The sequence below is a fragment of the Arthrobacter sp. WCS2018Hpa-7 genome (assembly GCF_031843805.1).
Taxonomy (GTDB): Bacteria; Actinomycetota; Actinomycetes; order Actinomycetales; family Micrococcaceae; genus Arthrobacter.
Window position 1 is genome coordinate 1 of record NZ_JAVTJB010000022.1, and the last position, 22,913, is coordinate 22,913.

The window sequence follows — 22,913 nt, forward strand, 5'->3', positions numbered from 1 at the left end:
CGAGTGAAGAGGACTGCGCTACTCTCATCGCGAACTTCCAGTTCCCGCACATCCGGGACCGGCTCATGGCCGACATCCCCGGCATCGACGAACCGGCCCAACACATCCTCTTCGCCCAAACCGAGGGCGCGCCCAAATGGTCACGGGTCGAGTGGGCTCAACAACTCCTCATCCATGCCTACACCAGAACTAGCCCGCAACACGCAGCCCCTATCCTCACCACCATCGGCTACATCAACTGGTGGTGAGGCCGAGGATCCAAAGCACACCAATTCATGCAACTCGCCCTCGACACCGACCCCGGCTACCGCTTCGCCAGACTTACCGACCAAATGCTTGGCGCCGGCATCATCGCTGGCTGGACCACCAACACAAACACCGCCTACAAAACCCGGCTCGACATGCCATAAGCCACTTTTTCCGAGTAAGGCCAGGCTTACGGAACCTCCTTTTTTGGAGTTCACTTGGGCCGCTCATAGAGCCCATGCAACAGGCAATTCAGGTGGCATGCCTGCCGGCGGACCCGGCGAAGGTGCCGGGGCCCGGAGACACTCGGCTGTGGTGCTTCCGCCGAGTGTCTCCGGTCTTTTCAGAGGACCTTCAGGTTTACTGCGTAGCGGGACTCTATCGGGCCTTGTTGTGCATGACGTGCTTGGTGCGTGAGTAGTCGTCCAGGGCGTAGGCGGAGAGATCGCGTCCATAGCCGGAGCTCTTGAAGCCGGACCACGGCATTTCGTTGGCCAGCACCAGGTGGGAGTTGACCCAGACTGTGCCCGCGTCCAGCTTGGAAGCGACATCGTGCCCGCGTTGGGGATTCAGTGTCCACGCCGAAGCAGCCAGTCCATAGGGAACCGCATTGGCCCGGGTGATGGCCTCATCCTCGTTGGCGAAGGTCTCTACGGTGACTACGGGGCCGAAAATTTCTTCCAACGTACAGGGGGCGCCTTCGGAGACGTTGGTGAGGACGGTCGGTGCCACGAAGTAGCCGGCTCCCTCCAGCGCCCCGCCACCGAGGGCAGCTGTGGCCCCTTCAGATTGGGCACGTTCCAGATGTCCCAGGACGCGGTCATAGTGCGCTTTGGAAATCAGAGGACCTATCTCTACGTCGGCGCCGGCCGTGGGTTCGCCGACCACTAACGTTGCCACCTGTTCAACCAAAAGTTCCGTGAAGCGTTCGGCTACCGATTCGTGGACGAGGACTCGGCAGCCCGCACCGCATTCTTGCCCGGAGTTCCAGTACCCCGCGGCGCGCAGGGATTCAGCAGCGGCAGCCAGGTCGGCGTCCTCGAAGATCACCACGGGAGCCTTGCCGCCCAGTTCAAGGTGGACGCGTTTGATGGTCTCAGCTGCATTCCGGGCAACGGCACGCCCGCTGTTCACCGACCCCGTCAGAGCAATCATGTCAACGTTCGGGTGCTCCGAGAGCCGGCCACCGACCACGGGTCCGAGGCCCGTCACCACGTTGAAGACGCCGGCGGGCAGGAGGTCGGCCGTCAATTCGGCGAATTTGAGCGTCGTCAAGGGCGTCTGCTCGGAAGGCTTAAGGACGATGGTATTGCCAGCCGCAAGGATGGGAGCAATTTTCCAGGCAGCCATGAGCAATGGGTAGTTCCACGGCGTGACGACTCCAACAACTCCAAGAGGTTCGCGAACAATCACGGACAGGTGGTCTTCGGCGTACTCGCCTGCGGCAAGGGAAGTGGTGGCTCGTGTGGCACCGGCCATAAAGCGGAAGGAATCGATCGATCCAGCGATGTCATCTTCGGCGACCATCAGCGGTTTGCCGGTGTTCCACGCTTCAAGGCGCGCAAGCATATCTGCATTCTCGGCGAGGCGATCGGCGATGGCCAGCAGGATCTCTGACCTCTTCTTGGGCAGCGTGCGCCCCCAAGCTTGCTTCGCGTCGAGGGCGGCAGCCACGGCAGCGTCCACGTCTGCTGCCGTGCCTTGGCTGACCTCGCAAATGGTTTCCTCGCTGCAGGGGTCGACGATGGCCTGCGACTCGTTACCAAGCCCGTCGCGGAATTCACCGGCGATGAAGTGCCGGGTGGGTGCGAGCGAAGATTCGTCGAGGAGCGGCGCGGCTTCCGGGCTACGTCGCACGGCTCCCGTGCTTGTGGTGAGTTCAGTTGTCATGACAGATGTTCCTTTGCTTGTTGGTCGTCATGGGGTGCGGTTAAAGGGCGGACTTGGCGACCGCGCCTAGGCCGGCGTCGTGCTTATCCGGCTGCTGCGGGCGAGAGCCGCAGTTCGTTCACGAGTCCTTGGATGCGGCTCACCGATGCGGCATCGAGATCTGCGCTGGGGCGGCGGGGTGTGCCGATGGGTTGGCCAAGAATGCTCAGAGCCGCCTTGACAGCAGGAACAAAGGGAGACGTCAGAATCGCGTCGATCAACGGGTAGATCCGGTTCCATTCCGAACGGGCGGTGGTGAAGTCGCCGGCGGCCACGGCCCGCTGAACAGCGACGATCTCGCGGGGAAGGATGTTCGCAGTTCCTGCCATGACTGCCGGCGCACCTTCCGTCAGGGCGGAGAGGATCAAAGCGTCCCAGCCGACAATGGTCGAGATGTAGTCGCTGTGATGGTGGATCAGTTGCGTGGCCTGGCCCATATCGCCGCTGGAGTCCTTGATGTAGCTGATGTTCTCTACTTCGCGGGCGAGTCGCCCAACGGTGTTCGGATCGAGATTGACTCCGGTCGCCGACGGCAGGTTGTAGAGCATCACGGGAAGTTCCACGGACTGCGCAACTGTCCGAAGGTAGTTGGTGGTTTCTTCCAGTGAGATGGGTTCGTAGTAGGGGGTGATGAGCATGAGGACATCCACCCCGCACTCCTGTGCGTGAAGTGAGTTGCTGATTGCCTCGGCGGTGCTGACAGCTCCCGTCTGGGCTACCACCGGAACCCGTCCGGCCGTGTGCTCTGTCACCGTTTCGATGACGAGCCGGCGCTCCTCTGCTCGGAGGGCTGCAAATTCACCGGTCGAACCACAGGCCACCACTCCGTCGACGCCACCATCAATGGAGCGGTCCACCAGGAGGCGTAGTGCGCCGACGTCGATGGTGCCTTCTGGAGTAAACGGAGTGGCAAGCGCCGTGAGTACGCCCTTGAGCTGTGAAGTCATGGGGTGGATCCTGTCTGCTGGAAGAGGGGTAATGGTCATTTGGTATTCATTCAATGAACATATCGTTCATTATTGGCATCTAGTTGATCACAAAGCAAGTGCTTTTATGACGGCCTCCCCTCCCGGGACGAAGGTTAAACCGCCGGGAAATATAGGCGAAACAACGGCATCAAGAGGAGCCCTTGAACTGGGGGCAAGGAACTGCCGCTAATTCATGACATGGCGCATATGGCCGGCGCCCTGAACGTGGCTGATGAGTTCGTCGCCCGGTTTGAGGAATCGCGGCGGTGTCCGGCCAACACCTACTCCGGGTGGGGTGCCGGTGAAGATCACGTCACCCGGCAGCAGCCGCGTCACCGCGGAGAGCCGGGCAACGATTTCCGGCACAGAGAAGACCATGTCGTTGGTGTTTCCACGCTGGAGTTGTTCGCCGTTGACGGTGCAGCTGAGTTCTATGGAGTTGGGGTCGTTGAATTCGTCGGCCGTCACCAGGACTGGTCCCATGGGGGCGAAGCCCGGAAACGATTTCGCCAAACTGTATTGGGGTGCCGGCCCGGAGGTTTGGAGGGTTCGTTCGGAGAGGTCTTGCCCGCCGGTGATTCCGGCGATGTGGTTCCAGGCTTCGTCCGCGGGTATGTCCCTTCCGCCTTTGCTGATGACAACGACGAGCTCTATTTCCCAATCAACTGTTCCCGGCGGGAGTGTCACTGACATATAAGGTCCGGTGATGGCAGTGACGAACTTGGTGAAGACTGTGAGGTCTTCCGGTGTGGCCAGGCCCGCCTCGGCGGCGTGCGCGGCGTAATTCAGGCCTATAGCGAAGATCTGCCGGGGGCTGGGCGCCGGGCTGCCGATGTGTTCAGGCGGAATATCGTCCCAGGGGATGCCGGCCTGTGCTGTAAGTACAGGAGCCAAGGCAAGGAGTTGGTCCCATTGCTCGTAGCATTGCTGGATGTCCGCGCTGATCCGCCCACCGCTCCCTGCTGACACATCGACGACGTAGCCTTCCGGGGTGACGAGGGCGGGGCGTCCTGAAATATTGGCTAGGCGCACGGGAGGGCCCTCGATCCAGGTGAGCCAAGTTCAAGTTCCGCATGGACTTGGCGGCCCACTCGAAGTCCGCTCTCCACCGCTCCGTCAAAGAATCCGGCCCAGATGTTGGCGATGTCTCCGCTGGCGAAGTGAAGTGCACCTTCGCTTGCTTGCTGGGCCGCGTGATACTTGGTGAGTTGTCCGGGGCGTTGAACCAGCCAGGTTTCCTCGGCGTAGGGGTCCTCTCCCCACTTGTGGCCGGTGACTTCAAGGACTTCAAGGTCGTCACGCCAGACCCGGATGGCCTCCTGCACTTGGTGGATGTCCGTGACGTCGATTCTGTTGCCATCCGCGCCGAATCCGACCAGGACGGCGTCCTCCTCCCCCAGGAATTCAGTGCGGATGACGGAGAGGGGTTTGTCCTGGGAAGAGTAGGCAAAGAAGGGCTTGATGGGCCCTTTGACACGGATCCAGGCCTTTACACCTTGGGAAGCGGTCTGCTCCCGACTGGGTGCGAGCTTGCCCTCAGTCAGTGCGGGATTGACGTTGAGTTTATGCAGCACATTGACTGGGAGGGTGATCACGACCTTCTTGGCTTCGAGTCGCTTCCCGTCGCCGTAAGTGACCGTGCCGCCGTCGTGGTGATGATCTACAGAGGTGACGGGCGAATCCAAGCGGATGTCGGCCGTCGTGTCTTCGGCAATGGCGTTGATCAAACCGTCATTGCCGTCCCTGAGCCGGTAGATGGCCGAAGCTTCATGCATTAGGTGCCAGTGCCCCGACGATCCGGCAGTCCAGCGCAGGGCATTGACGTAGGCACACTGATCCAACGGAGCGTTGAAATGACCCACCCAGGCTGCCTCGTTGGCATTGCGCTCGTCCTCGGACAGGTCCAGCTTGTCCAGCATTTCCTGAAGGTTGTACTGATCGGCCTCGGCGAGGTTCTCAACGGTGAGCGGAGCGTCCGGACGGGGCAGCCACTTCACGGTGTCCTCGAGAAGGCGGGTCATACCGGGATCGATCAGTTTCATGAAGTCATCCAGGTTGCCGCGGCGGACCTCGTTTCCGGCCAGCCAGTACGTTTCTTCCGAGCGGGGGCCGCGGGAGACTTCCAGTCCGTAACGCGTCACTTCAGCCCACACATGGGGCTGGGTCCAGTGCAGCCAGTTGCCGCCAAGTTCCAGGTTCCGGCCGAGGCGATGCTCTGTCCAGAGGCGACCGCCGAGACGGTCGCGGGCCTCCAGCACCACTACTTTGTGGCCGCGGTTGGTTAGTTCCCTGGCAGTTACCAGGCCGGCGAGGCCGGCACCGATAACGACGACATCTGTCTGTTCGGTCATAGGAGTCTCCCTTGAATCTTCCATCGGAGTGAAAGGTCCGCAGAACCCTGCGGACCTTTCACTGCCCTACCTGCAGTACGGCCCGTGTGCTAGTTGAACCAGCTGTCGGCGGCCTTCTTGTTGTCGGGATTTTCGAGCCACTTCTTTGCGCCCTCGGTAGGGCTGGAAGCTTCGCTGACAGCAAGCATCAGATCGGCGAACTGCTGTTCGGTGAGTTTGAAGTTGGACAGCCACTTGGCCACATCGGGGTGTTCGGACGTGAAGTCCTTGGCCAGCACCACGTGGGAGCCGTCCGGCTTGGGCCATCCTTCGAGGTTGTCTTCCAGCACTTTGATGTCCATGGAGGAGAATGCCCAGTGCGGGGTCCAAAGGGTGGCAACAACCGGTTTGTTCTTGGCGATTGCGTCCTTGAGTGCCGCGAGGGTTGCAGGTGTGCTGCCGGCGACGACATTGAGCTTGTCCGTGGCATCGTACTTCTTCAGGACGTCAGGGAGGATCTTCATTTCGCCGGACCCGGCCTCGATGCCCACAATCCTGGAGTCGTACTTCGCCGCATTGGCTACGACATCCGCGATGGTGTTTTCCGGTACGAACTTAGGTGCGACCAGCACCAGGCGGTCGTTGTCGAAGAAGGGCTTCTCCAAGATGGTGACTTGGTCCTTGTACTTCTCCAACATGGTCCCGTGCGTGGTTGGCAGCCAGGCGTTGAGGTAACCATCCAGGTCGCCGCGGGCAATGCCGGAAAAGCCGGCCGCAAGGTCCACGCTCTTGGTCTCGAGTTTGTAGCCACGGGTCGATAGCAGTTCCGCCCAGAGCCCGGTAACAGAGACGGAGTCGTCGTAGCCTGCGGGCAATGCCATGGTGATGGTCTTGCTGTCAGTGCCGCCACCCGATGAAGCGGTACTGACACCGGAACAGGCGCTGACGCCGGCGGCGAGGAGTGCGACGGCCGCGAAGGCCCCAATTTTCTTGAACACGATGTAAATCTCCCTTGACTTGCAGTGAAATGGTTGTCTAGACGGCGGCCGCAGGAGCGGGCACCTTGGCTGCGGCGAGCTGTTCCTTTTTGACTTTTCGGCTCCGCAGGACGTCGCCGAAGGACGTTGCACCGCTGGTTACGCGGTCCAGATAGATGGCAACGATGACGACGGCGAGGCCGCCTTCGAAGCCTCGGGCGGTGTCCAATTGGGCAACACCTTCGACGACGACGCCACCGAGGCCGCCGGCACCGACGAGTCCAGCGACGACCACCATGGACAATGCGAGCATGATGACCTGGTTGACGCCGGCCATGATGGAGGGGAATGCCAAGGGAAGCTGGACGTCTTTGAGGATCAGTCCCTTCCTTGCCCCGAATGCTGTTGCCGCTTCGAGCAGTTCAACATCGAGCTTCCGGATGCCTAGTTCCGTCAAGCGGACTGCCGGCGGGATGGCAAAGATGATGGTGGCCGCGATGCCCGGCACCATGCCGACACCGAAGAAGAAGACGGCCGGGATCAGGTACACAAACACCGGCATGGCCTGCATGAGGTCAAGTACAGGCCGGACCACCGCGCTCACTGTTGTGTTGAGTGCCGCCCAGATACCCAGTGGCACACCGATAACCAAGGAGAAAGCCACCGAAACCAGCACGACTGCGAGCGTGGACATGCTTTCGACCCAGAGTCCCATGGAGACGATCAGCAGGAAGGCCAGGACTGAGTAGATCGTGAGGCCCACGCTCCGGGTGAGGATGGCCGCGGCAGCCGCGAGAATGGCTATGACGACGAAGGGGTGCAATCCGACGAGGATGGCCTCCACGTTGCCCACCAACAAGTTGATGATCCAGGAGACTCCGTCAAAGAACCAGCCAAAATTGGCGAGGGCCCAGTCGATGAAGGCGGCAAACCAAGTTCCGACATTAAGCTGCATTGTTACTGCTCCCCTTGCTGGGTGAAAGGGCCGAGAATACGTCTGCGGCGGTGAGTTGGCCGATGACGGCACCTGCATTGTCGATAACTTCCACCGGCTCGGTTGCGAGAACAGGAAGGAGATCGTGAAGGAAGGTCCCTTCCGGGACACGATGGGAACGGGGGCTGTCCGAGGACGGGGCGGGGACTGGGAGCCTCTGAGTTGTTGAGCGCTGGGCGAGCATGCCTGCGGTGAGGACCCTGCTGCGGTCCACTTCGGCGACGAAGGCCTCGATGTAGGGGTCAGCCGGGGCTTCAAGAAGTTCCAAAGCGGTCCCGCACTGGATGCTCTTGCCCTGTTTCATGACCATGATCTGGTCTCCCAGGTACATGGCTTCGTTGAGGTCATGCGTAACGAAGATGATCGTCTTTTTGAGCTCCCGTTGAAGTTTGATGAGCAGTTCCTGCATATCCTTGCGGATCAAAGGGTCCAAGGCGCTGAAGGGCTCGTCCATCAGCAGGATTTCGGCGTCGGTGGCCAGTGCCCGTGCCAGGCCGACACGTTGCTTCATGCCACCACTGAGTTGATCCGGCATCGCATGGATGCGGTCACCCAGGCCTACTACGGCCAAGGCCTCGGCGGCTTTTGCTTCACGGGCTTCTTTGTCTACCCCCCGGACCTTCAACCCGAAGGCCACGTTGTCCACCAGGGATTTGTGCGGGAACAGCCCAAAGTGCTGGAAGACCATGTTGATGGTCCTGTTCCGGTAGTCGCGAAGGCCGTTGGGCTCCAACGAGCGGACGTCTTTGCCGTCAACGGTGATGACACCGTCGCTGGCGTCGATGAGCCTATTGACCATGCGGATGATAGTGGACTTGCCCGAACCGGAGAGGCCCATGATCACGAAGATTTCGCCCTTCTGGACGTCGAAAGAGACGTCGTCGACGGCGACAAACCCGGCGGACGCCGGCTGGCTCGAAAAGAACCGCAGCTTACGACGGCCTTTCCCGGTATGAAAAACCTTCTTCAGGTTCTTCACGCTGATCAAGGGTGTTCCACGTTCCATTGGTTCCTCGGTGTCAAGGGAGGCTGGTAGAGCGACATGCTGAGCTGTCATGAGTTCCTCGATGGTGAGTAGGAGCTTGCCGGGTCCGGCAGTGACGGTGACGCCGGAGGAAGGGGTGGCAGGGGCCTATTGTCTGCGATGCGAAGGGTGAAGCTCCGGGAGTTGAGTACGCCTGGGGTTTGAGGTCCAACTCAATATGTGTTCACTGAGTGAACGGTTTGATTGGTGTATGACCAAAAGCATAAGGTGACACTCGTCACGGCGTCAATGCTTTTGCGTGTCAGGTCGACATAAACCGAATGAGTAACTCACGAATATCGGCCTCGACCGCTTCCGCGACAACGTTCCACCACGCCGCGACTCCCTGTACTGCCGGACTTGTAGGGCCAGGGCCGATTACTCGACTGCGGCTTCTTTCAGGACGCTCCGGATGGACGTCGACCTCAGGGGAAGCCCGAGGCTAGGGGCTGACTGGACCCGCTGGTTTCACCGGGAATCTTCACTGCCCGTCATTTCGAGCGATGGTTCCCGACGCTTGGATTTGCGGCGAAGGACTTGACGATGTGTCCCGGACCACTCTAACTTTGTGTTCAACAGATAAATGGTCTGTTCACCTAGTGGTCATACTCTCGATGGTGAACCTCGAAGCAAGGAATGGCATGACAAAGCAAATAAAGGTGTTTGCCTTCGACTTCAACGGTCCGGCCCATCTTTCGGCGGGACTCTGGCGTCACCCCAGCGACGGAGGTTCGGAGTACACCAACGTCCACCGGTGGATTGAGTACGCACAACTGCTCGAGCGCTCCGGATTCGACGGGATGTTCTTCGCAGACAACAACGGCTACCACGACAAGTACCAAGGCAGCGTTGACGGCGCCTTGCGCGACGGCGCGCAGATTCCCGCCAACGACCCCGGCTATCTGGTTCCCGCGCTGGCCGCGGCAACCAAGCACCTGGGATTCGGTGTCACCTCGTCAACGGCGTACGACCACCCCTACAACCTGGCGCGAAAGTTCTCCACCCTTGACCACGTCACCCAGGGACGTATTGGTTGGAACGTTGTCACCTCCTACTCCGACAGCGCGGCCCGCAACCTTGGCACGGGTACCCAGACGGCCCACGATGACCGCTATGAAATCGCCGACGAGTTCCTGGACGTTGCCCTTAAGCTCTGGGAGGGCTCTTGGGATGACGATGCCGTTGTCATCGACAAGGAGAACGGCACCTACGTTGACCCGGAGCGGGTCCACGAGATAGGCCATGAAGGCAAGCACTTCACCGTGCCCGGGATTTTCATCTGCGAACCTTCCCCGCAGCGCACCCCGGTGATTTTCCAGGCCGGCGGCTCACCCCGCGGCGTCGAACTGGCCGCCAAGACCGCCGAAGCCGTCTTCATGAATGCAGCCACCAAACCCGGTTTGAAGAAGCAGATCGACGCGCTCCGCGCCAAAGCTGTCGAGTTCGGCCGCGACCCGTCCCACATCGCTGTCCTGCAGATGATCACGGTCATCAGTGCCCCCACCGATGAAGAGGCACAGGCCAAGTACCAGGACTACTTGTCCTATGTGGATTACGACGGCGCGATGGCTCGCTACAGCGGGTGGACCGGGCTCGACATGTCCCAGTTCGACCCGGACCAACCATTCGAAGACGTCAAGACCAACGCCGGCCAGACCATGGTGAACTTCTTTACCAAGATCGACCCGGAGAAGCGTTGGACTCCCCGCGATATCGCCGAGTACAACGGCATCGGGGGGACATCCCCGGTCATCGTAGGCTCCCCCGAAACGGTGGCCGACGAATTGATCTCGTGGATAGAGGAAACCGGGGCGGACGGGTTCAACATCTCGCACGCCGTGAAGTTCCGGGATATCGAGGACTTCGCGAAATACGTAGCACCCGAGCTTCAGGCCCGCGGCGTCATGCGTACCGGTTATGACGGCACTACGCTCCGGGAAAGCCTTTTCGGCGCCGGGGAATCCAGGCTCGCCTCGGATCATCCGGGCGCCGCCTATCACCGTACACGCACCATCCAGGCACAGTAGGAACCCATCATGTCCATCATTGTTACAGCCGAAAATTCCTTCATTGATCCGGCAACCCAGCGTCAGGTCTTCGGCGCCCTGCCTACCGGCGTTACAGCCATCACGGGTCTGACTGAGGACGGCACCCCGCGAGGTTTCGTTGTCGGCACTTTCCAGTCCTTGTCCCTCGAACCGCCCTTGGTCACCTTTTGCGTGGACAAGTCCTCCAGCACCTGGCCTACCCTTCGATCCTTGGGTAAGTTCACTGCAAATATCCTTTCCACCGAGCAGCTCCCCGTCTGCAGGGCGCTCTCGCGCAAAGGTGACGAAAAGTTCAATGGTGTGGACTACGAGCGTAGCCCGCTTGGAACTCCCCGTATTGCCGGCGCCACGGCTTGGATCGACTGCGAAGTCCTGTCCGAGGTTGTTGCCGGTGACCACTACATGATTGTGGGCTCCATCGAAGAGCTGGTTCCCGGGAGCGGCGATGCGCTGCTCTTCAAGGGCGGCAAGTTCGGAGATTTCAATCAATGGCCAGCCCCGGCCCCCGTTACGGCTGTCCCGGCTGCCGCATCCACCGGAAAGGACCAGTGACCATGACCAGCATGCTCGAACGCGTTACCCAGGCTTGGACCAAGGCTTGGGGCGAGGGCGAAACGGAAGCCTTTGAACGTCTGGTCTCCTCAGATTACACGCGCCAGTCCAAGACCGGCTCTGAGGATCTGGCACACGTGGTCCGTCAGATCGAAGAATCCCACCTGGCCTTCAGCGACTTCCATGTCACGGTGTTGCGGGCCATTGAGGACGACAACCTGGTGGCTATTCATTGGGAAACAGTAGGAAAGCACACCGGGGAGTTCATGGGAGTTCCGCCCACGGGCAGGGCTGTCACGGTCCGCGGAGCCTCTTTTATCAGCCATCGGGATGGACTGATCACTTCTGAAGACGTGGTTTGGGATCCCCGTGAAATGTTGTCCTCCATGAGCATCTGGCATCTCGGCGACCAGCGCTCCCAGCGCCGGAAGGCTGGGAACCTTGCCGATTAATATCGTTGAAACCGCCCAACGCATCCTGGATGCCAAGGCCAGCCGTTCGCCCGTGGATGTTCTGGTTCATGCCGAAGACGGGCCGACAGTTGCGGACGCTTTCCGCGTGCAGCAGGAGGTCATCCGGCGCCAGGTGGAAGCCGGCGACCGGGTTGTGGGCTTCAAGCTTGGAAATATCGCCAAGGCAATGCAGGCAAAGTTCGGTGTGGATGAACCGGATTACGGATACCTGCTGGCAAGTCAGTTCTACCCTGAAAACATTCCACGTTCGGAAGATGAATTCATCGAACCGTACGTGGAACTGGAACCTGCGTTCGTCTTCAAGCGCGACGTGGGGGGACGCCATGTAACGGTCGCAGACATCATCTCTGCTACGGACTACGTTGTTCCAGCACTGGAAATCATCGACTCCCGGGTTCGCGGATGGAACATCGGCCTTTTCGATACCCTCGCGGACAGCGGATCCAGCGCAGGCGTCATCCTCGGCGGACAGCCACGCAAGCTCAGTGAGGTCAACCTTTCCGACACCCCCGGAGCGATCACCTTCGATGGCGACGTTGTAGCGGAAGGTAATACCAACGCCATCTACGGCAGCCCGCTCTCGGCGCTCGTCTGGCTTTGCCACCGTATCGCGGAATACGACATCACCCTGAAGGCCGGCCAACTGATCCTCCCGGGCAGTTGCCTCGCAGCCGCAAAGATGGTTCCGGGCACACGCATTACTGGCCGGTTTGAAGGCTGGGGCGAGGTTGGCTTCGATTACGCTGCGGCCAGTTAGGGTTGAGTAGACAACTACTCGAAAGGCCTTAACGGACGTGAGCAGCACCCAGGAATCACCCCAGCCAGGATACGCATCAAATCGTTCAGTGACTCGGGCGATCCGGATTTTGCGGGCTTTGGCGGCGGCCGATGCCCCAATGACTGTTACCGATGTGGCCAAGAAGATTGATCTTGCCCGGGCAACCACCTTCCGCCTCCTGATGACGTTGGAGGATGAAGGCATGGTGGACCGCCAAGACACGCTGTATTCCCTGGGGTGGGACCTGGGCCGCCTTGCTCAAACTGTGGACCCGGCCTCAGGACTGGTGCCCCGCATCAAGGACATCCTAGAAGAGTTTGCCGACGAAACAGGTGAGACCGTCACCTTCAGCCTCAGGCGCGGGCTCTACGAGTTGGACCTGGTGCTGCAGGCGTCATCAAGGCTCCTCAGCGTGACCATGTCCGACATGAACGGGATGCAATGGCCGCATCACGCCTCGGCAACCGGCAAAGTGCTGCTGGCCGAGCTCCCGCCGGAGCAGCTGCGGATGGCGCTGGGAGACAAGCTGACTCAACTCACGTCCAGAACCATCACGGATCGCGATGCCCTGGCCAAAGAACTGAAAAAAGTCCACGAACGCGGCTGGGCCAGCACGGTCGAAGAACTCGAAGACGGCATCATCGCTTTCGCTGCCCCTGTGCGGGACTCGGTGGGAACCTTGGTCGGCGCCCTGTCCGTTGTAGGTCCCCGCCACCGCATGGATGACAAAGATAAGCAGGCTGAACTGCCCGCGCATTTGGTTGCCGTGGCAGATCGCGTGCAGCAACGCATGAACCCTTCGCACCCGGAGTAGCCCACCCTTTGGTGGCTGTTTTCGGAAGGGTTCATGCACCGAACCACCCGAAGGGAACCACTGAGATGACTACTACCTATGTCGACACGCAGGACACTTCCGCCGCGCTGGTGGAAGAGGCACTGGCCGCGGCCGCTTCCGCTCACGCCAAGTGGTCGGCCACCGGCACTGGGGAACGCGCCGTCGTCCTCGACCGTGTAGCCGACGCCCTGGAAGACGCCGCAGCAACCCTGGTTCCAGCCGCCGTCGAGGAAACCGACCTCACCGAACCGCGTCTCCTGGGCGAGATCAAGCGGACGGCGTTCCAACTCCGGTTATTCGGCACCGTGCTCCGCGACGGCGAATACCTGGACGCGCGCATTGATCACGCTGATCCCGCATGGCCCATGGGCGCACCGCGCCCGGATCTACGACGCTCCCTGCGGCCCATCGGGCCGGTAGCGGTGTTTGCGGCCAGCAACTTCCCCTTTGCCTTCTCAGTGGTCGGTGGCGATACCGCATCAGCCTTGGCGGCCGGCAACGCTGTCATAGTCAAGGGGCACGAGGGCCACGCCCGCCTGTCGCGGCTCACCGAGAACGTAGTCCGTGATGCCCTTGCAGCTGCCGGCGCAGATCCGAACCTCCTCACAGTGGTACTCGGGCGGGCAGCAGGGACCACAGTCCTGACAGACCGGCGCATTAAGGCCGCAGGATTCACCGGCTCGATTCCCGGTGGTCGAGCGCTCATGGAACTGACGAACTCCCGCCCTGATCCCATCCCGTTCTTTGGAGAGTTGGGAAGCAATAATCCAGTCTTCGTCACCCAATCCGCAGCCCGGGAACGCGGCAAGGACATCGCCGCTGGCTTCATCGAATCCTTCACCATGGGATCGGGCCAGTTCTGCACCAAGCCCGGCATGCTCTTCGTGCCGCGTGACTCCGGCATGGTGGACGAATTGCGGAACGCTGTCTTGCCGACGGTACACGCCATGCTGAGTCCGAAGATCCACCAGGGCTTCAGTCACGTCCTGGGTACTCTCAGCGGCATCGACGGCGTGGAAACGCTCAACACCACAGCTGCCGGCACAGATGCTCCTGCCCCTGTTTTGCTGTCCACCACCGTTGGGCAGCTGCTCGCCAATCCCCAGGGTCTCGAAGAGGAATGCTTCGGCCCTGCTGCTTTGGTGGTGGAGTATGACGACGAGGCACAGCTTGTGCAGGCAGCGCGGACTTTTGAGGGTCAACTGACAGCCACCCTGCAGGCAGAAGACGACTGCCAAGTTCAGGAACTGGTGGCAGTGCTGGTGGAGAAAGCCGGGCGCGTCCTCTGGAACCAGTGGCCTACCGGTGTCTCCGTCACCTACGCCCAGCACCATGGTGGTCCATATCCGGCCACCACCGTCCCTGGTTCCACGTCCGTAGGCACGGCTGCGATCACCCGTTTTCTCCGGCCGGTAGCCTTCCAGAACTTCCCGCAACATCTGCTGCCGGCGGAGCTGCAGGAAGAGAACCCGCTCTCAGCCCCCCGGCTGATCGACGGCGTCCGCACGGTTTAGCGCCGGCGATTCCTTCAGGAGAGGTCATGGCGCACATCATTTCCGGAACCGTGGAACACGGCGATGCCCGAGGCCGCTTGTTGGGTTTCCCGACGGCAAACGTCGCCGGAGACTTTAGCCCCGATGTGGAGGGGATCTGGACTGCCTATGCCGTAGTTCATGGCATAGGCAGCTTCCGGGCCACAGTATCCATCGGCAGGCGGCCCACGTACTACGCCGACTCCGCCGAGATGCTGGTGGAAGCGCATCTTCTGGACTTCGACGGTGATATCTACGGCTGCCGCTTGAATATCGAGCTGGTCTCCTTCCTTCGGCCCCAGATGCGGTGCCAAACTGAAACTGAATTGGTCCAATTGATCGCTGGCGACGTGCGTTCGACCCAGGCGATGGCAGCACCTGGCTGCTCCCAGGGAGCGCACGGCGCAACGCGTCGTTCACATATGTCGATCGTTGCCCAGCCCTGACGCTCTTCGACGACGACCAGCGACTTCATCCCAATAGAAAGACAAAGATGTCCGATTATCAAGGGACTCAACTCCCAACATCAAGAACCAGCCGCCGACTCCGCACGGAAGACTGCATCGTCGTTGATAAGCGGGAACTCCGTAAAGCCCAGCTTGGCGCAGGGGTTGGCAATTTCATCGAGTGGTACGACATCGGGATCTACGGATACCTCGCCGTCACCATGACCAGTGTGTTCACTGAAGGCATGGACCAACGCACCGGCCTGCTGGTGACCCTTTTGGGATTCGCGGTCTCGTTCATTGTCCGGCCACTCGGCGGTATGATCCTCGGCCCGCTCGGTGATCGGATCGGGAGACGGAAAGTTCTCTTCTTCACCATGGCCCTCATGGCCGCGTCCACCACTTTGATTGGCGTTTTGCCCACTGCAGGGCAAGTAGGCCTGTGGGTGATTGTTCCTTTGTACCTGCTCAAGATGCTGCAAGGCTTCTCTACAGGCGGCGAATATTCGGGAGCGGCAACGTACGTCGCGGAATTCTCCCCGGACCGTCACCGTGGTTTTTGGACCGCACTGCTGAACACCGGTGCGCAGTTGGGGTTTGCAGCAGGAGCCGCCGTCGTTGCAGCAACTTCCATGATCACCACTTCCGTGTGGGGTGAAGAAGCAATGCGTGAGGGCGGATGGCGCATCCCCTTCCTCCTGGCCCTTCCCTTGGGCCTGATTGCAGTCTCCCTCAGGAATAGGATTCCGGAATCTCCCAGCTTTGAGGTCGTCCATGAAAAGGCCGAGACGAAGGACGCCAACTCCATCTTTGTCAGGCAGAACCTGCCGAACATCCTGCGGCTCTACTGGCCCCAGATTCTCGTGGGCATCGCGCTTATCGCCGCGGACGGGACGTCCTCCTACACCGTGACAAGTTACATGCCGACCTACCTTGAAACCCAGATAGGCATAGCAGCCGCCAACACAGCCATGGCCACGGTGGTGATCCTGCTCCTTCAGGCACTCCTGGTCCCGGTGGTTGCACGATGGTCCGACCGGGTGGGACGCCGGCCCATGTACACCATAGCCACCATTGGAAACCTGATCCTCCTGATCCCGGCGTTCGCTCTCATGCACGTTGGCGAAGTCTGGTCGCTGTATGTGGCACTGTTCATGGTTTCGCTGCCCAGCGCCTTCTTCCTGGCATTGACCGGCGCCGCAATGTCCGAGTTGTTCCCCACAGCGTCGCGATACGGCGGAGTCGGATTTACGCACAACATCGCCATCTCACTGTTTGGCGGGACCACACCACTGGTCAGCCAGCTCCTGGTGGAGTATACGGGCAACTCCTTCGCCCCGGCGTTCTATGTGATGTTCTTCTCCGCCGTGGCGCTGTTCGCGCTCACCAAAATGCGCGAGACCGCAGCGAGGCCCCTGCTGGGCTCTGTTCCGGTAGTGAGTACCCCTGAAGAGGCCACCGCTTTGGTGAAGGATCAGGACACCAACAAGCACCTTGACACGTCCACCATGCTGCTGTCCCCTGTCACCGTCGGTCATCATAAGCACGAAGCCCACTAGTCTCAGCTCCTGTTCGGACACAACACTCACAGCTGACAACAAAAAGTGATCCCGGCACGGACGGCGTGCCGGGATCACTTTTTGTTGAGCTGTGGCGCTCAGCGGCTCAAATGCCCCGTCGCTTCCAATACCGTATCGAGCCACACCACGCGATTTGCGAAGCGTGCGGTCTTCTCCGGTATGGTCCAGCGGAACGAGTCATGCTCCCAATCAAGAACCAATCTGCGCTTCGATGTGACAGCCGTGAATGTGTGCACAACCCAGGTAGAACCCGCTTCATCGTTGAGAAACAGCATTACGCCAGGCTTGAGTTCGACGATTTCCGAATCCCGAATGCCCGTCTCCTCAAGCAGCTCCTGCAGGGCTTGCCCTCTCGGAGATGTTCCTGGCTCAATGTAGCCGGTGACGCAATGCCAGCGCCCCCGGTCATGGTTCAGAGAGTGGCTCCTCTTGAGCAAGGCGATTTTTCCGCGCCACTCCACCACCACTGCCACAACACTTTGAACGCTGAGATGCATGGGCCCTTGGACGGAGGTGCCATCAACGACGACGGTCATCAGTGATTTTCCCTCGTTGACTCAGAGCTGTTTGGCAGCGGAGCCGGAGGATGCTTGCTCAAGGTACAGCCCCTCCCAAGGGGAGCAAGCAACCCGATCGGACACATACGTCGGCTCGTCCGCGTCATGCTGAGGGCGGTAGCTCGCCGGGGTGACTGTGGCCAAAACTGATGTGTTGAACATGGTTTCCTCTTCTCCTAAATCGGGCGACACCCATCCGCGACATTGCGGGAAAGTGTTCACTAGTTGATCAGAACGCTCATTCAATGAACGTAATGTGATTACTATGACATGCTTCTCTTTCGCGATCAAGGGTGCAACGGCCAGTACAGCCCGCTGGCCTCGCCCTCGGAATCTACCTGTCAGGCGAACTCTGCAACCGGGTCTCCAAAGAGAGCATCGTCTGGCTCTATCCCAAGTCCGGGCCCCTGGGGTAGAACGATGTGTCCGCCTTCAACGCGTACGCCCCCACGGGGGTCGTAGTGACCCTCTATGTAAGGTTGCGCGATCCAAACACCCTCGTTAAGTGATGGACGGACAGTGGCTCCGAGATGCGCGCACGCCGCGGCGATGATGTCGCCGCCCCAAGAATCATCAGTGGTGTGTGGTGTCGAATATGCCTCGCACACATCACGAACCACTGACGTGGGATGGAGGCCGCCCAGTCGCGTTACTTTCAAGCCGAGGCCGTCGCACTCGCGCTTTGCAACCGGACCAACCGTCTTTACCAGGTCAGTGGTTATCTCGTCGAAGTAGATCGCGTGGTTCACCCGTGCTCGCACCGCAAGCATTTCCTCCAAGGTATTGCACGGCTGCTCAATGATGAACGGGACGCCCTGGCATTCCCGGCTCAGTCGCAACGCGTCGCGAACGGTAAGGCCGCGATTCGCATCAACAGCGAGGCTGACCCCTTGTCCACCCACCCTCTCCCAGACCCTCCGAATGGTCTCGATGTCGAGCTGGACGGGTCGCCCTCCAACTTTGAGCTGCAGACGAGGATACCCCTCGGCTACTTTCTCGGCGGCGCGCTCCGCAACGATAGCCGGCTCGTCGACAGCCAGCGCGTAATAGGACGGAATTCTTTCCGTCTCCACGCCGCCCAGCAGGTCCGCAACACGTACTCCGTAGTGCTTGCCTGTCACATCGTGCGCTGCGATGTCCAAGGCCGCTTTAGCGTAGTTGTGACCGTTCAGCAGTTCACCCATTCGCCGGTGGAGCCTCACGATATTCGACGGATCGTGACCCAAGAGTCCCTGCGCCATGACAGCCAGTGCTGCACGATCACCTGCAGCGTGGTGCTGTTCGTAGACAGGGCCAACGGGGCACGCTTCGCCCCATCCAACCAAGCCGGTATCGGTCTTGATACGAACCAAAGTAGTGTCCAACGAAAATACCTCGCCGTGGGACATCCGGTAGGGGCCGTTACGCACTGGAAGATCGTGCGCATAGATGGCAATTTCTGCGATTTTCACGTGTTTTCTCTCCTTATTTGCTTGGGCTTTGCCATGAGGTTTAAGACTCGACGGGCGGTGGGACGAGCACGAGCTTGCCGGGATATTTTTTGGAGACGAAGTCCTCCTGTGCGCTTTGAATCTCACTCAATGGGTAGACCTTGGACACAAGGGGGCGAATCTGACCGTCATTGATGTAACGAACGAGGTTCTCGAATACTTCGTCCTCCTGGAACGTACAGCCATGGAGAGTGAGGTCGTTGAGGTAAACGGTGCGCAGATCAATCTCCGCGAGTGGACCACCGATGGCACCTGCTATGGCGTAGCGGCCACCGCGTCGGAGCAAACTCAGCAACTCGGAAACCTGCCCGCCGCCGACCACATCGATCACGACGTCTGCCGATCCCGGACCCAGCGCCTTGAGGAGGTTCTCACCGCGGTCAATAACGCGGTCCGCACCGGACGCGCTGACCACATCGGCCTTACTTGGTGAACTGATAGCGATGACTTCAGCACCTCGGAGCTTGGCCAGTTGAACGGCTGCAAGTCCAACACCACCGGAAGCGCCGGTGATAATGACCCTCTCCGCCCCCACCCTGGCACGGTGCAGCATGCCTTCGGCCGTGGAGTAAGCAATCGAGACTGCACCAAGCTCATGCGGAGACAGGTCGGAGTCGATCGTGTAGCTTTCGCTAGACGGAGCCACGGCGAACTGAGCGAATCCACCGTCGCAGTCACTGCCGTAGGTCCAGCATTCGTAAGGTCGACGATGGACATAGTGTCGCATCAAGTTCCGCACGATCACTCGATGCCCGAGCCGACCGTCGTCGACGTTTTCGCCAACGCCAACAATCCTCCCGTACACGTCGCCGCCTTGGATGCGAGGAAACTTCAGCGGCACCCCAGACCAGGATGCATCGTCGTCATCGGCGAGGCCGGCGCCGTCGGCGGCAGTCGAGTTTGTGTCACCGCTGACCGACTTCGAGTACCAGCCGATACGCGTGTTAATGTCCGTGTTGTTGACGCTGGCAGCCTCGACCTGGATCAAAACTTCATCGGCGCCTGGGCGAGGCACCGGAACGTCAGTGCGATATTCAAGCTTTTCCGGGCCTCCGTGACCAGTCAAGATTACGGCGGCCATTGTCGCTGGCAGGGCCATAGCGAATCCTTTCGCAGTTGTTTCAAAGGAACGTGACGGCCTACTCAGGCCGCACATGGAAAACATGTCGATTGGCGTCCCCTGCGCCTACAAGTCCCGGGAACACGTGTAATTATTATCACATGAGATGTCCACGCCATGATCTTTATCATCATCTAGTGAACACAGATTGGACATGGATGTAGCTTGGAGCGTTCACTCAGGACTAGGGTCCGTTCATGTCCAACTTGAACAGGCGCTCTCCAACTCCATCATCTGATAATCGTCCAGGATCGGCACGAGGGGGGGAATGAAGTCGGTTGTCGTTGACTACCCTGCCGTTAGAACACCGCCCCACTCTCCGAAGGCAAGCTCGCCGCAGGCCGCGAAAAGACGGCATCACAGGGCGAATTTCTCTAGGAGGTAGCGGATTAGCCCGGTCCACAGTCTTCTACCACCACTCCCGCTAACAAGGCCCAAAACCCGCTTCCACAACACCGACGCCCGGGCAGCAGCGCTCCCCGGATACATCCACTGGTACATACCAAAGGAATCTCAACAAAGCTAAAGGGCCTGAGCCCGGTGGGATACCGTGCCCAGGCCCTCGCGGCCAAAAATCTATTTAGCTCGTCCGGCTTTCGGACACCCGTTCAGACCTGGGAGCCTGCTTTGGTCGCTCACATGCTCAAGGTTTGCTGGTTGCCGGAGAGCTTACGTCACTACTGTCGTCCTCCTCGCGGTGGTGAACTTCCGGTCGGGAAGGCTTGCCGTTGGGTGTGTAGATGGGTTCGCCTGCTGCGGTGGCGTCGACGGCTTTGATTTGGCCTGTGGGTGGTGCGGTGCTTTCCTCGGTGGCGAGGATGAATTTCTGGTGCCCATGCCGGTCAACTGCTGCGCGGACGGTCCGTCTCATAACGGAATCGGAGAGTTTTTTCCGCAGCCAGATGGGGTCCCTGCGAAGATCACGGGTCAGAGCAAAGCACAGGACCAGGAGCACGATCACGAACGGTGCGGCAGCGACGATTGTCATGCGTTGGAGTCCGCTGAGGGCTTCGGCGGGCGTGTCCCCGCCCGCCAGGAGCATGACGATCGCGACGGTTCCCATCAGGACGCCCCAGAACACCACAACGGATTTGGATGGCTTCAGGGTCCCGCGGGAACTGAGGGAGCCCATAACGATCGAGGCCGAGTCAGCGCCGGTTACGAAGAAAATGGCAGTCAACACCATGGCTAGGACCGCCAGGCCGATAGTAAGCCATTGGGGTGTCCCGAGTCCGTTGAGCATCGCGAAGAGGGCGCCGTCGAAGGAGATCGAGGGTGCGCCATCGACCATGGTCGCGATGCCGTCGGTGGTGCTGGGTGTGGCATCGGCGGCGCGTTGCTGGTGAATGGCGGTGCCACCGAAGATGGCGAACCAGAGCAGGGAAACGACCGAGGGGATGAACAGAACGCCGGTGACGAACTGGCGAATGGTCCGGCCGCGGCTGATCCGGGCGATGAACATGCCCACGAACGGGGTCCAGGACATCCACCAGACCCAGTAGAACACCGTCCAGCTCGAAAGCCAGGCACGCATGGTCTCATCTCCCGTCGCTTCGGTCCGGGCCGCCATCTCAGGCAATTGCTGGATGTAGGAGCCCAGAGCGGAGGGGATCAGGTTCAGGATGAACAGGGTCGGTCCGACAACGAAGACAATGACTGCCAGAACCACGGCGAGGATCATGTTTGTGTTCGACAGGAATTGGATTCCCTTTTCCAGGCCCGAGACCGCGGAGGCGACGAAACAGAAGGTCAGGATCGCGATGATGATGACCAGCAATGGTGTGGCGACTTCACCGACGACGCCGTTGAACTTCAGGCCACTGCCGATCTGCAGCGCTCCCAGGCCCAAGGATGCTGCCGAACCGAAGAGGGTAGCGAAGATGGCCAAGATGTTGATGATTTTCCCGCCGATGCCGTCCACTGCTTTGCGGCCGAAGAGGGATGTGAAGGCTTCGGAGAGGAGGTTTTTCCGGCCCAGGCGGAAGGTGCTGTAGGCGATGGCGATGCCCACGACCGCGTACATCGCCCAGGGGTGCAGGGTCCAGTGGAACACGGAGGTGGCCATGGCCGTTTCGACGGCTTCGACTGTTTGCCCGTCCACGGTGCTCGGCGGCGGGGAAATATAGTGGTAAAGCGGCTCGGCCACACCGTAGAACATCAGGCCAATGCCCATGCCGCAGGCGAACATCATCGAGATCCATGACCCGGTTTTAAACTCGGGCCCTTCCCCGTCTTTGCCCAGGGGGATGTTCCCGAAACGGCCGATGGCCAGCCAGAGAACATAGACGACGAACACTGAGGAAAGCAGGACAAAAACCCAGCCCCAGCTGCCTAGGACCCAGTTCAACGCAGCCGTCGAGGCCGACGCGAGCCCTGCCGTGTCCGCGAATCCCCAAATCAGGAACGCGATCACCAAGGCACCAGTGACGATGAAAATGGTCTTATCCAAACCCCGGACATGAGCCCGGGCCGATCCACGGCGTTCGGCAACACCGTCCTTAAGATCCTCGAGGATCTTCGTTTCCTCGGACTCAGTCCGGTGCAAGTGCGCGGTGTCATCAACAGGTGGCGCCGTTACCACCTCATCAGACGGAACATCCGATGCTTCAGGTTTTGTGCTCATAGGAGCCTCTTTCACGATTGAGGGGGGAGAGTGGAGATTTATTGCTGGTCCATCCAGGAAGCGTTGGCAGCTGTTAGGCGAACCTTTAAGCCGGTGGTTGCCAGAGCACCTGAGCCGGTTTGCGGCCCGAACGGGGTTGTTTCCACGAATGACTGGGCTATCAGAAGGCCGTGTGTTCTCCGTCGGAGAGTCCGGCCCAAGGGGCAGAGTGCACGGTTCCCGGGCCTTGGCCTTTGGACGCAGCGGAGACCGCAGAGTGGCTCTGGCAGTCGTCGACACGGAAGGACTGGACAAAAAGATTGCTCAAAGCTCTGTAGGCAGTGCGCACGATGGGGCTCCTCAACGCTGACGAGGGAACTGGATGGTCCGGAGTGCTGGTGATAGTCGTCTTCGACTATCACCAAACAATGA

21 protein-coding genes and 1 pseudogene are annotated in these 22,913 nt (G+C 60.1%); 10 read left to right on the forward strand and 12 right to left on the reverse strand.

The window, feature by feature from the left end; translation table 11 throughout:
- A pseudogene (locus tag RQH14_RS18985) lies at nt 1-248 on the forward strand (DUF4192 domain-containing protein); the annotation flags it as partial.
- Nucleotides 249-275: 27 nt separating this feature from the next.
- Nucleotides 276-410 carry a hypothetical protein gene (locus tag RQH14_RS18990; protein ID WP_311214686.1) on the forward strand — a complete coding sequence of 45 codons (135 nt, stop codon included), beginning with the start codon at nt 276-278 and terminating at the stop codon, nt 408-410.
- 214 nt (nt 411-624) lie between these two features.
- On the opposite strand, the gene RQH14_RS18995 is transcribed toward RQH14_RS18990, so the two are convergent.
- The 7 genes from RQH14_RS18995 to RQH14_RS19025 all read right to left on the reverse strand — a co-directional run bounded on the left by RQH14_RS18995 (nt 625) and on the right by RQH14_RS19025 (nt 8,450).
- Complete coding sequence (locus RQH14_RS18995) at nt 625-2,136, reverse strand: aldehyde dehydrogenase family protein (RefSeq protein WP_311214687.1); 1,512 nt, start codon at nt 2,134-2,136, stop codon at nt 625-627.
- 83 nt (nt 2,137-2,219) lie between these two features.
- Nucleotides 2,220-3,122: a 4-hydroxy-tetrahydrodipicolinate synthase gene (gene dapA / locus RQH14_RS19000; protein WP_311214688.1), complete on the reverse strand. Its 903-nt coding sequence runs from the start codon at nt 3,120-3,122 to the stop codon at nt 2,220-2,222.
- Nucleotides 3,123-3,329: 207 nt separating this feature from the next.
- Nucleotides 3,330-4,175: a fumarylacetoacetate hydrolase family protein gene (locus RQH14_RS19005; RefSeq protein ID WP_311214689.1), complete on the reverse strand. Its 846-nt coding sequence runs from the start codon at nt 4,173-4,175 to the stop codon at nt 3,330-3,332.
- A complete protein-coding gene (locus RQH14_RS19010; RefSeq protein ID WP_311214690.1) occupies nt 4,166-5,494 on the reverse strand; it encodes an NAD(P)/FAD-dependent oxidoreductase in 1,329 nt (442 codons plus the stop codon). The genes RQH14_RS19005 and RQH14_RS19010 overlap by 10 nt, the downstream gene beginning before the upstream one ends.
- Before the next feature lie 89 nt (nt 5,495-5,583).
- A complete protein-coding gene (locus tag RQH14_RS19015; protein ID WP_311214691.1) occupies nt 5,584-6,471 on the reverse strand; it encodes a glycine betaine ABC transporter substrate-binding protein in 888 nt (295 codons plus the stop codon).
- Nucleotides 6,472-6,508: 37 nt separating this feature from the next.
- Nucleotides 6,509-7,405 (reverse strand): ABC transporter permease subunit, encoded by an 897-nt coding sequence (locus RQH14_RS19020; protein WP_311214692.1) that lies wholly within the window; start codon nt 7,403-7,405, stop codon nt 6,509-6,511.
- Nucleotides 7,395-8,450: a betaine/proline/choline family ABC transporter ATP-binding protein gene (locus RQH14_RS19025; RefSeq protein ID WP_311214693.1), complete on the reverse strand. Its 1,056-nt coding sequence runs from the start codon at nt 8,448-8,450 to the stop codon at nt 7,395-7,397. The genes RQH14_RS19020 and RQH14_RS19025 overlap by 11 nt, the downstream gene beginning before the upstream one ends.
- 659 nt (nt 8,451-9,109) lie before the next feature.
- Between RQH14_RS19025 and RQH14_RS19030 the strand changes: the two genes are divergently transcribed.
- The 8 genes from RQH14_RS19030 to RQH14_RS19065 all read left to right on the forward strand — a co-directional run bounded on the left by RQH14_RS19030 (nt 9,110) and on the right by RQH14_RS19065 (nt 16,691).
- Complete coding sequence (locus RQH14_RS19030) at nt 9,110-10,495, forward strand: LLM class flavin-dependent oxidoreductase (RefSeq protein ID WP_311214694.1); 1,386 nt, start codon at nt 9,110-9,112, stop codon at nt 10,493-10,495.
- A 9-nt stretch (nt 10,496-10,504) separates the two neighbouring features.
- Complete coding sequence (locus RQH14_RS19035; RefSeq protein WP_311214695.1) at nt 10,505-11,068, forward strand: flavin reductase family protein; 564 nt, start codon at nt 10,505-10,507, stop codon at nt 11,066-11,068.
- A 2-nt stretch (nt 11,069-11,070) separates the two neighbouring features.
- Nucleotides 11,071-11,520: an ester cyclase gene (locus tag RQH14_RS19040; RefSeq protein WP_311214696.1), complete on the forward strand. Its 450-nt coding sequence runs from the start codon at nt 11,071-11,073 to the stop codon at nt 11,518-11,520.
- Nucleotides 11,510-12,298 (forward strand): 2-hydroxypenta-2,4-dienoate hydratase, encoded by a 789-nt coding sequence (locus tag RQH14_RS19045; protein WP_311214697.1) that lies wholly within the window; start codon nt 11,510-11,512, stop codon nt 12,296-12,298. Before RQH14_RS19040 ends, RQH14_RS19045 begins: the two co-directional genes overlap by 11 nt.
- Before the next feature lie 88 nt (nt 12,299-12,386).
- A complete protein-coding gene (locus RQH14_RS19050; RefSeq protein WP_311214698.1) occupies nt 12,387-13,133 on the forward strand; it encodes an IclR family transcriptional regulator in 747 nt (248 codons plus the stop codon).
- Nucleotides 13,134-13,198: 65 nt separating this feature from the next.
- Nucleotides 13,199-14,668 carry an aldehyde dehydrogenase (NADP(+)) gene (locus RQH14_RS19055; RefSeq protein WP_311214699.1) on the forward strand — a complete coding sequence of 490 codons (1,470 nt, stop codon included), beginning with the start codon at nt 13,199-13,201 and terminating at the stop codon, nt 14,666-14,668.
- A 26-nt stretch (nt 14,669-14,694) separates the two neighbouring features.
- Complete coding sequence (locus RQH14_RS19060; protein WP_311214700.1) at nt 14,695-15,132, forward strand: riboflavin kinase; 438 nt, start codon at nt 14,695-14,697, stop codon at nt 15,130-15,132.
- A gap of 47 nt (nt 15,133-15,179) precedes the next feature.
- On the forward strand, nt 15,180-16,691 hold the full coding sequence (locus RQH14_RS19065) for an MFS transporter (RefSeq protein WP_311214701.1): 1,512 nt from the start codon (nt 15,180-15,182) through the stop codon (nt 16,689-16,691).
- Between the two features lie 98 nt (nt 16,692-16,789).
- Here the strand turns inward: RQH14_RS19065 and RQH14_RS19070 are convergent, their stop codons facing one another.
- The 5 genes from RQH14_RS19070 to RQH14_RS19090 all read right to left on the reverse strand — a co-directional run bounded on the left by RQH14_RS19070 (nt 16,790) and on the right by RQH14_RS19090 (nt 22,502).
- Nucleotides 16,790-17,248: an NUDIX domain-containing protein gene (locus RQH14_RS19070; RefSeq protein ID WP_311214702.1), complete on the reverse strand. Its 459-nt coding sequence runs from the start codon at nt 17,246-17,248 to the stop codon at nt 16,790-16,792.
- Between the two features lie 21 nt (nt 17,249-17,269).
- The gene (locus RQH14_RS19075) at nt 17,270-17,431 is read right to left on the reverse strand and encodes a hypothetical protein (RefSeq protein WP_311214703.1); all 162 of its coding nucleotides are present in this window, start codon (nt 17,429-17,431) and stop codon (nt 17,270-17,272) included.
- Nucleotides 17,432-17,610: 179 nt separating this feature from the next.
- Nucleotides 17,611-18,720 carry a mandelate racemase/muconate lactonizing enzyme family protein gene (locus RQH14_RS19080; protein WP_311214704.1) on the reverse strand — a complete coding sequence of 370 codons (1,110 nt, stop codon included), beginning with the start codon at nt 18,718-18,720 and terminating at the stop codon, nt 17,611-17,613.
- Between the two features lie 40 nt (nt 18,721-18,760).
- A complete protein-coding gene (locus RQH14_RS19085; RefSeq protein WP_311214705.1) occupies nt 18,761-19,858 on the reverse strand; it encodes an alcohol dehydrogenase family protein in 1,098 nt (365 codons plus the stop codon).
- 664 nt (nt 19,859-20,522) lie between these two features.
- On the reverse strand, nt 20,523-22,502 hold the full coding sequence (locus RQH14_RS19090; protein ID WP_311214706.1) for a BCCT family transporter: 1,980 nt from the start codon (nt 22,500-22,502) through the stop codon (nt 20,523-20,525).
- Nucleotides 22,503-22,913 lie beyond the last annotated feature (411 nt).

Bases quoted from the DNA above. Each gene is read 5' to 3' on its own strand.
- RQH14_RS18990 (WP_311214686.1), top strand. From the start codon at position 276: ATGCAACTCGCCCTCGACACCGACCCCGGCTACCGCTTCGCCAGACTT.
- RQH14_RS18995 (WP_311214687.1), bottom strand. From the start codon at position 2,136: ATGACAACTGAACTCACCACAAGCACGGGAGCCGTGCGACGTAGCCCG.
- dapA (WP_311214688.1), bottom strand. From the start codon at position 3,122: ATGACTTCACAGCTCAAGGGCGTACTCACGGCGCTTGCCACTCCGTTT.
- RQH14_RS19010 (WP_311214690.1), bottom strand. From the start codon at position 5,494: ATGACCGAACAGACAGATGTCGTCGTTATCGGTGCCGGCCTCGCCGGC.
- RQH14_RS19020 (WP_311214692.1), bottom strand. From the start codon at position 7,405: ATGCAGCTTAATGTCGGAACTTGGTTTGCCGCCTTCATCGACTGGGCC.
- RQH14_RS19025 (WP_311214693.1), bottom strand. From the start codon at position 8,450: ATGGAACGTGGAACACCCTTGATCAGCGTGAAGAACCTGAAGAAGGTT.
- RQH14_RS19030 (WP_311214694.1), top strand. From the start codon at position 9,110: ATGACAAAGCAAATAAAGGTGTTTGCCTTCGACTTCAACGGTCCGGCC.
- RQH14_RS19035 (WP_311214695.1), top strand. From the start codon at position 10,505: ATGTCCATCATTGTTACAGCCGAAAATTCCTTCATTGATCCGGCAACC.
- RQH14_RS19040 (WP_311214696.1), top strand. From the start codon at position 11,071: ATGACCAGCATGCTCGAACGCGTTACCCAGGCTTGGACCAAGGCTTGG.
- RQH14_RS19055 (WP_311214699.1), top strand. From the start codon at position 13,199: ATGACTACTACCTATGTCGACACGCAGGACACTTCCGCCGCGCTGGTG.
- RQH14_RS19060 (WP_311214700.1), top strand. From the start codon at position 14,695: ATGGCGCACATCATTTCCGGAACCGTGGAACACGGCGATGCCCGAGGC.
- RQH14_RS19065 (WP_311214701.1), top strand. From the start codon at position 15,180: ATGTCCGATTATCAAGGGACTCAACTCCCAACATCAAGAACCAGCCGC.
- RQH14_RS19070 (WP_311214702.1), bottom strand. From the start codon at position 17,248: ATGACCGTCGTCGTTGATGGCACCTCCGTCCAAGGGCCCATGCATCTC.
- RQH14_RS19075 (WP_311214703.1), bottom strand. From the start codon at position 17,431: ATGTTCAACACATCAGTTTTGGCCACAGTCACCCCGGCGAGCTACCGC.
- RQH14_RS19085 (WP_311214705.1), bottom strand. From the start codon at position 19,858: ATGGCCCTGCCAGCGACAATGGCCGCCGTAATCTTGACTGGTCACGGA.
- RQH14_RS19090 (WP_311214706.1), bottom strand. From the start codon at position 22,502: ATGAGCACAAAACCTGAAGCATCGGATGTTCCGTCTGATGAGGTGGTA.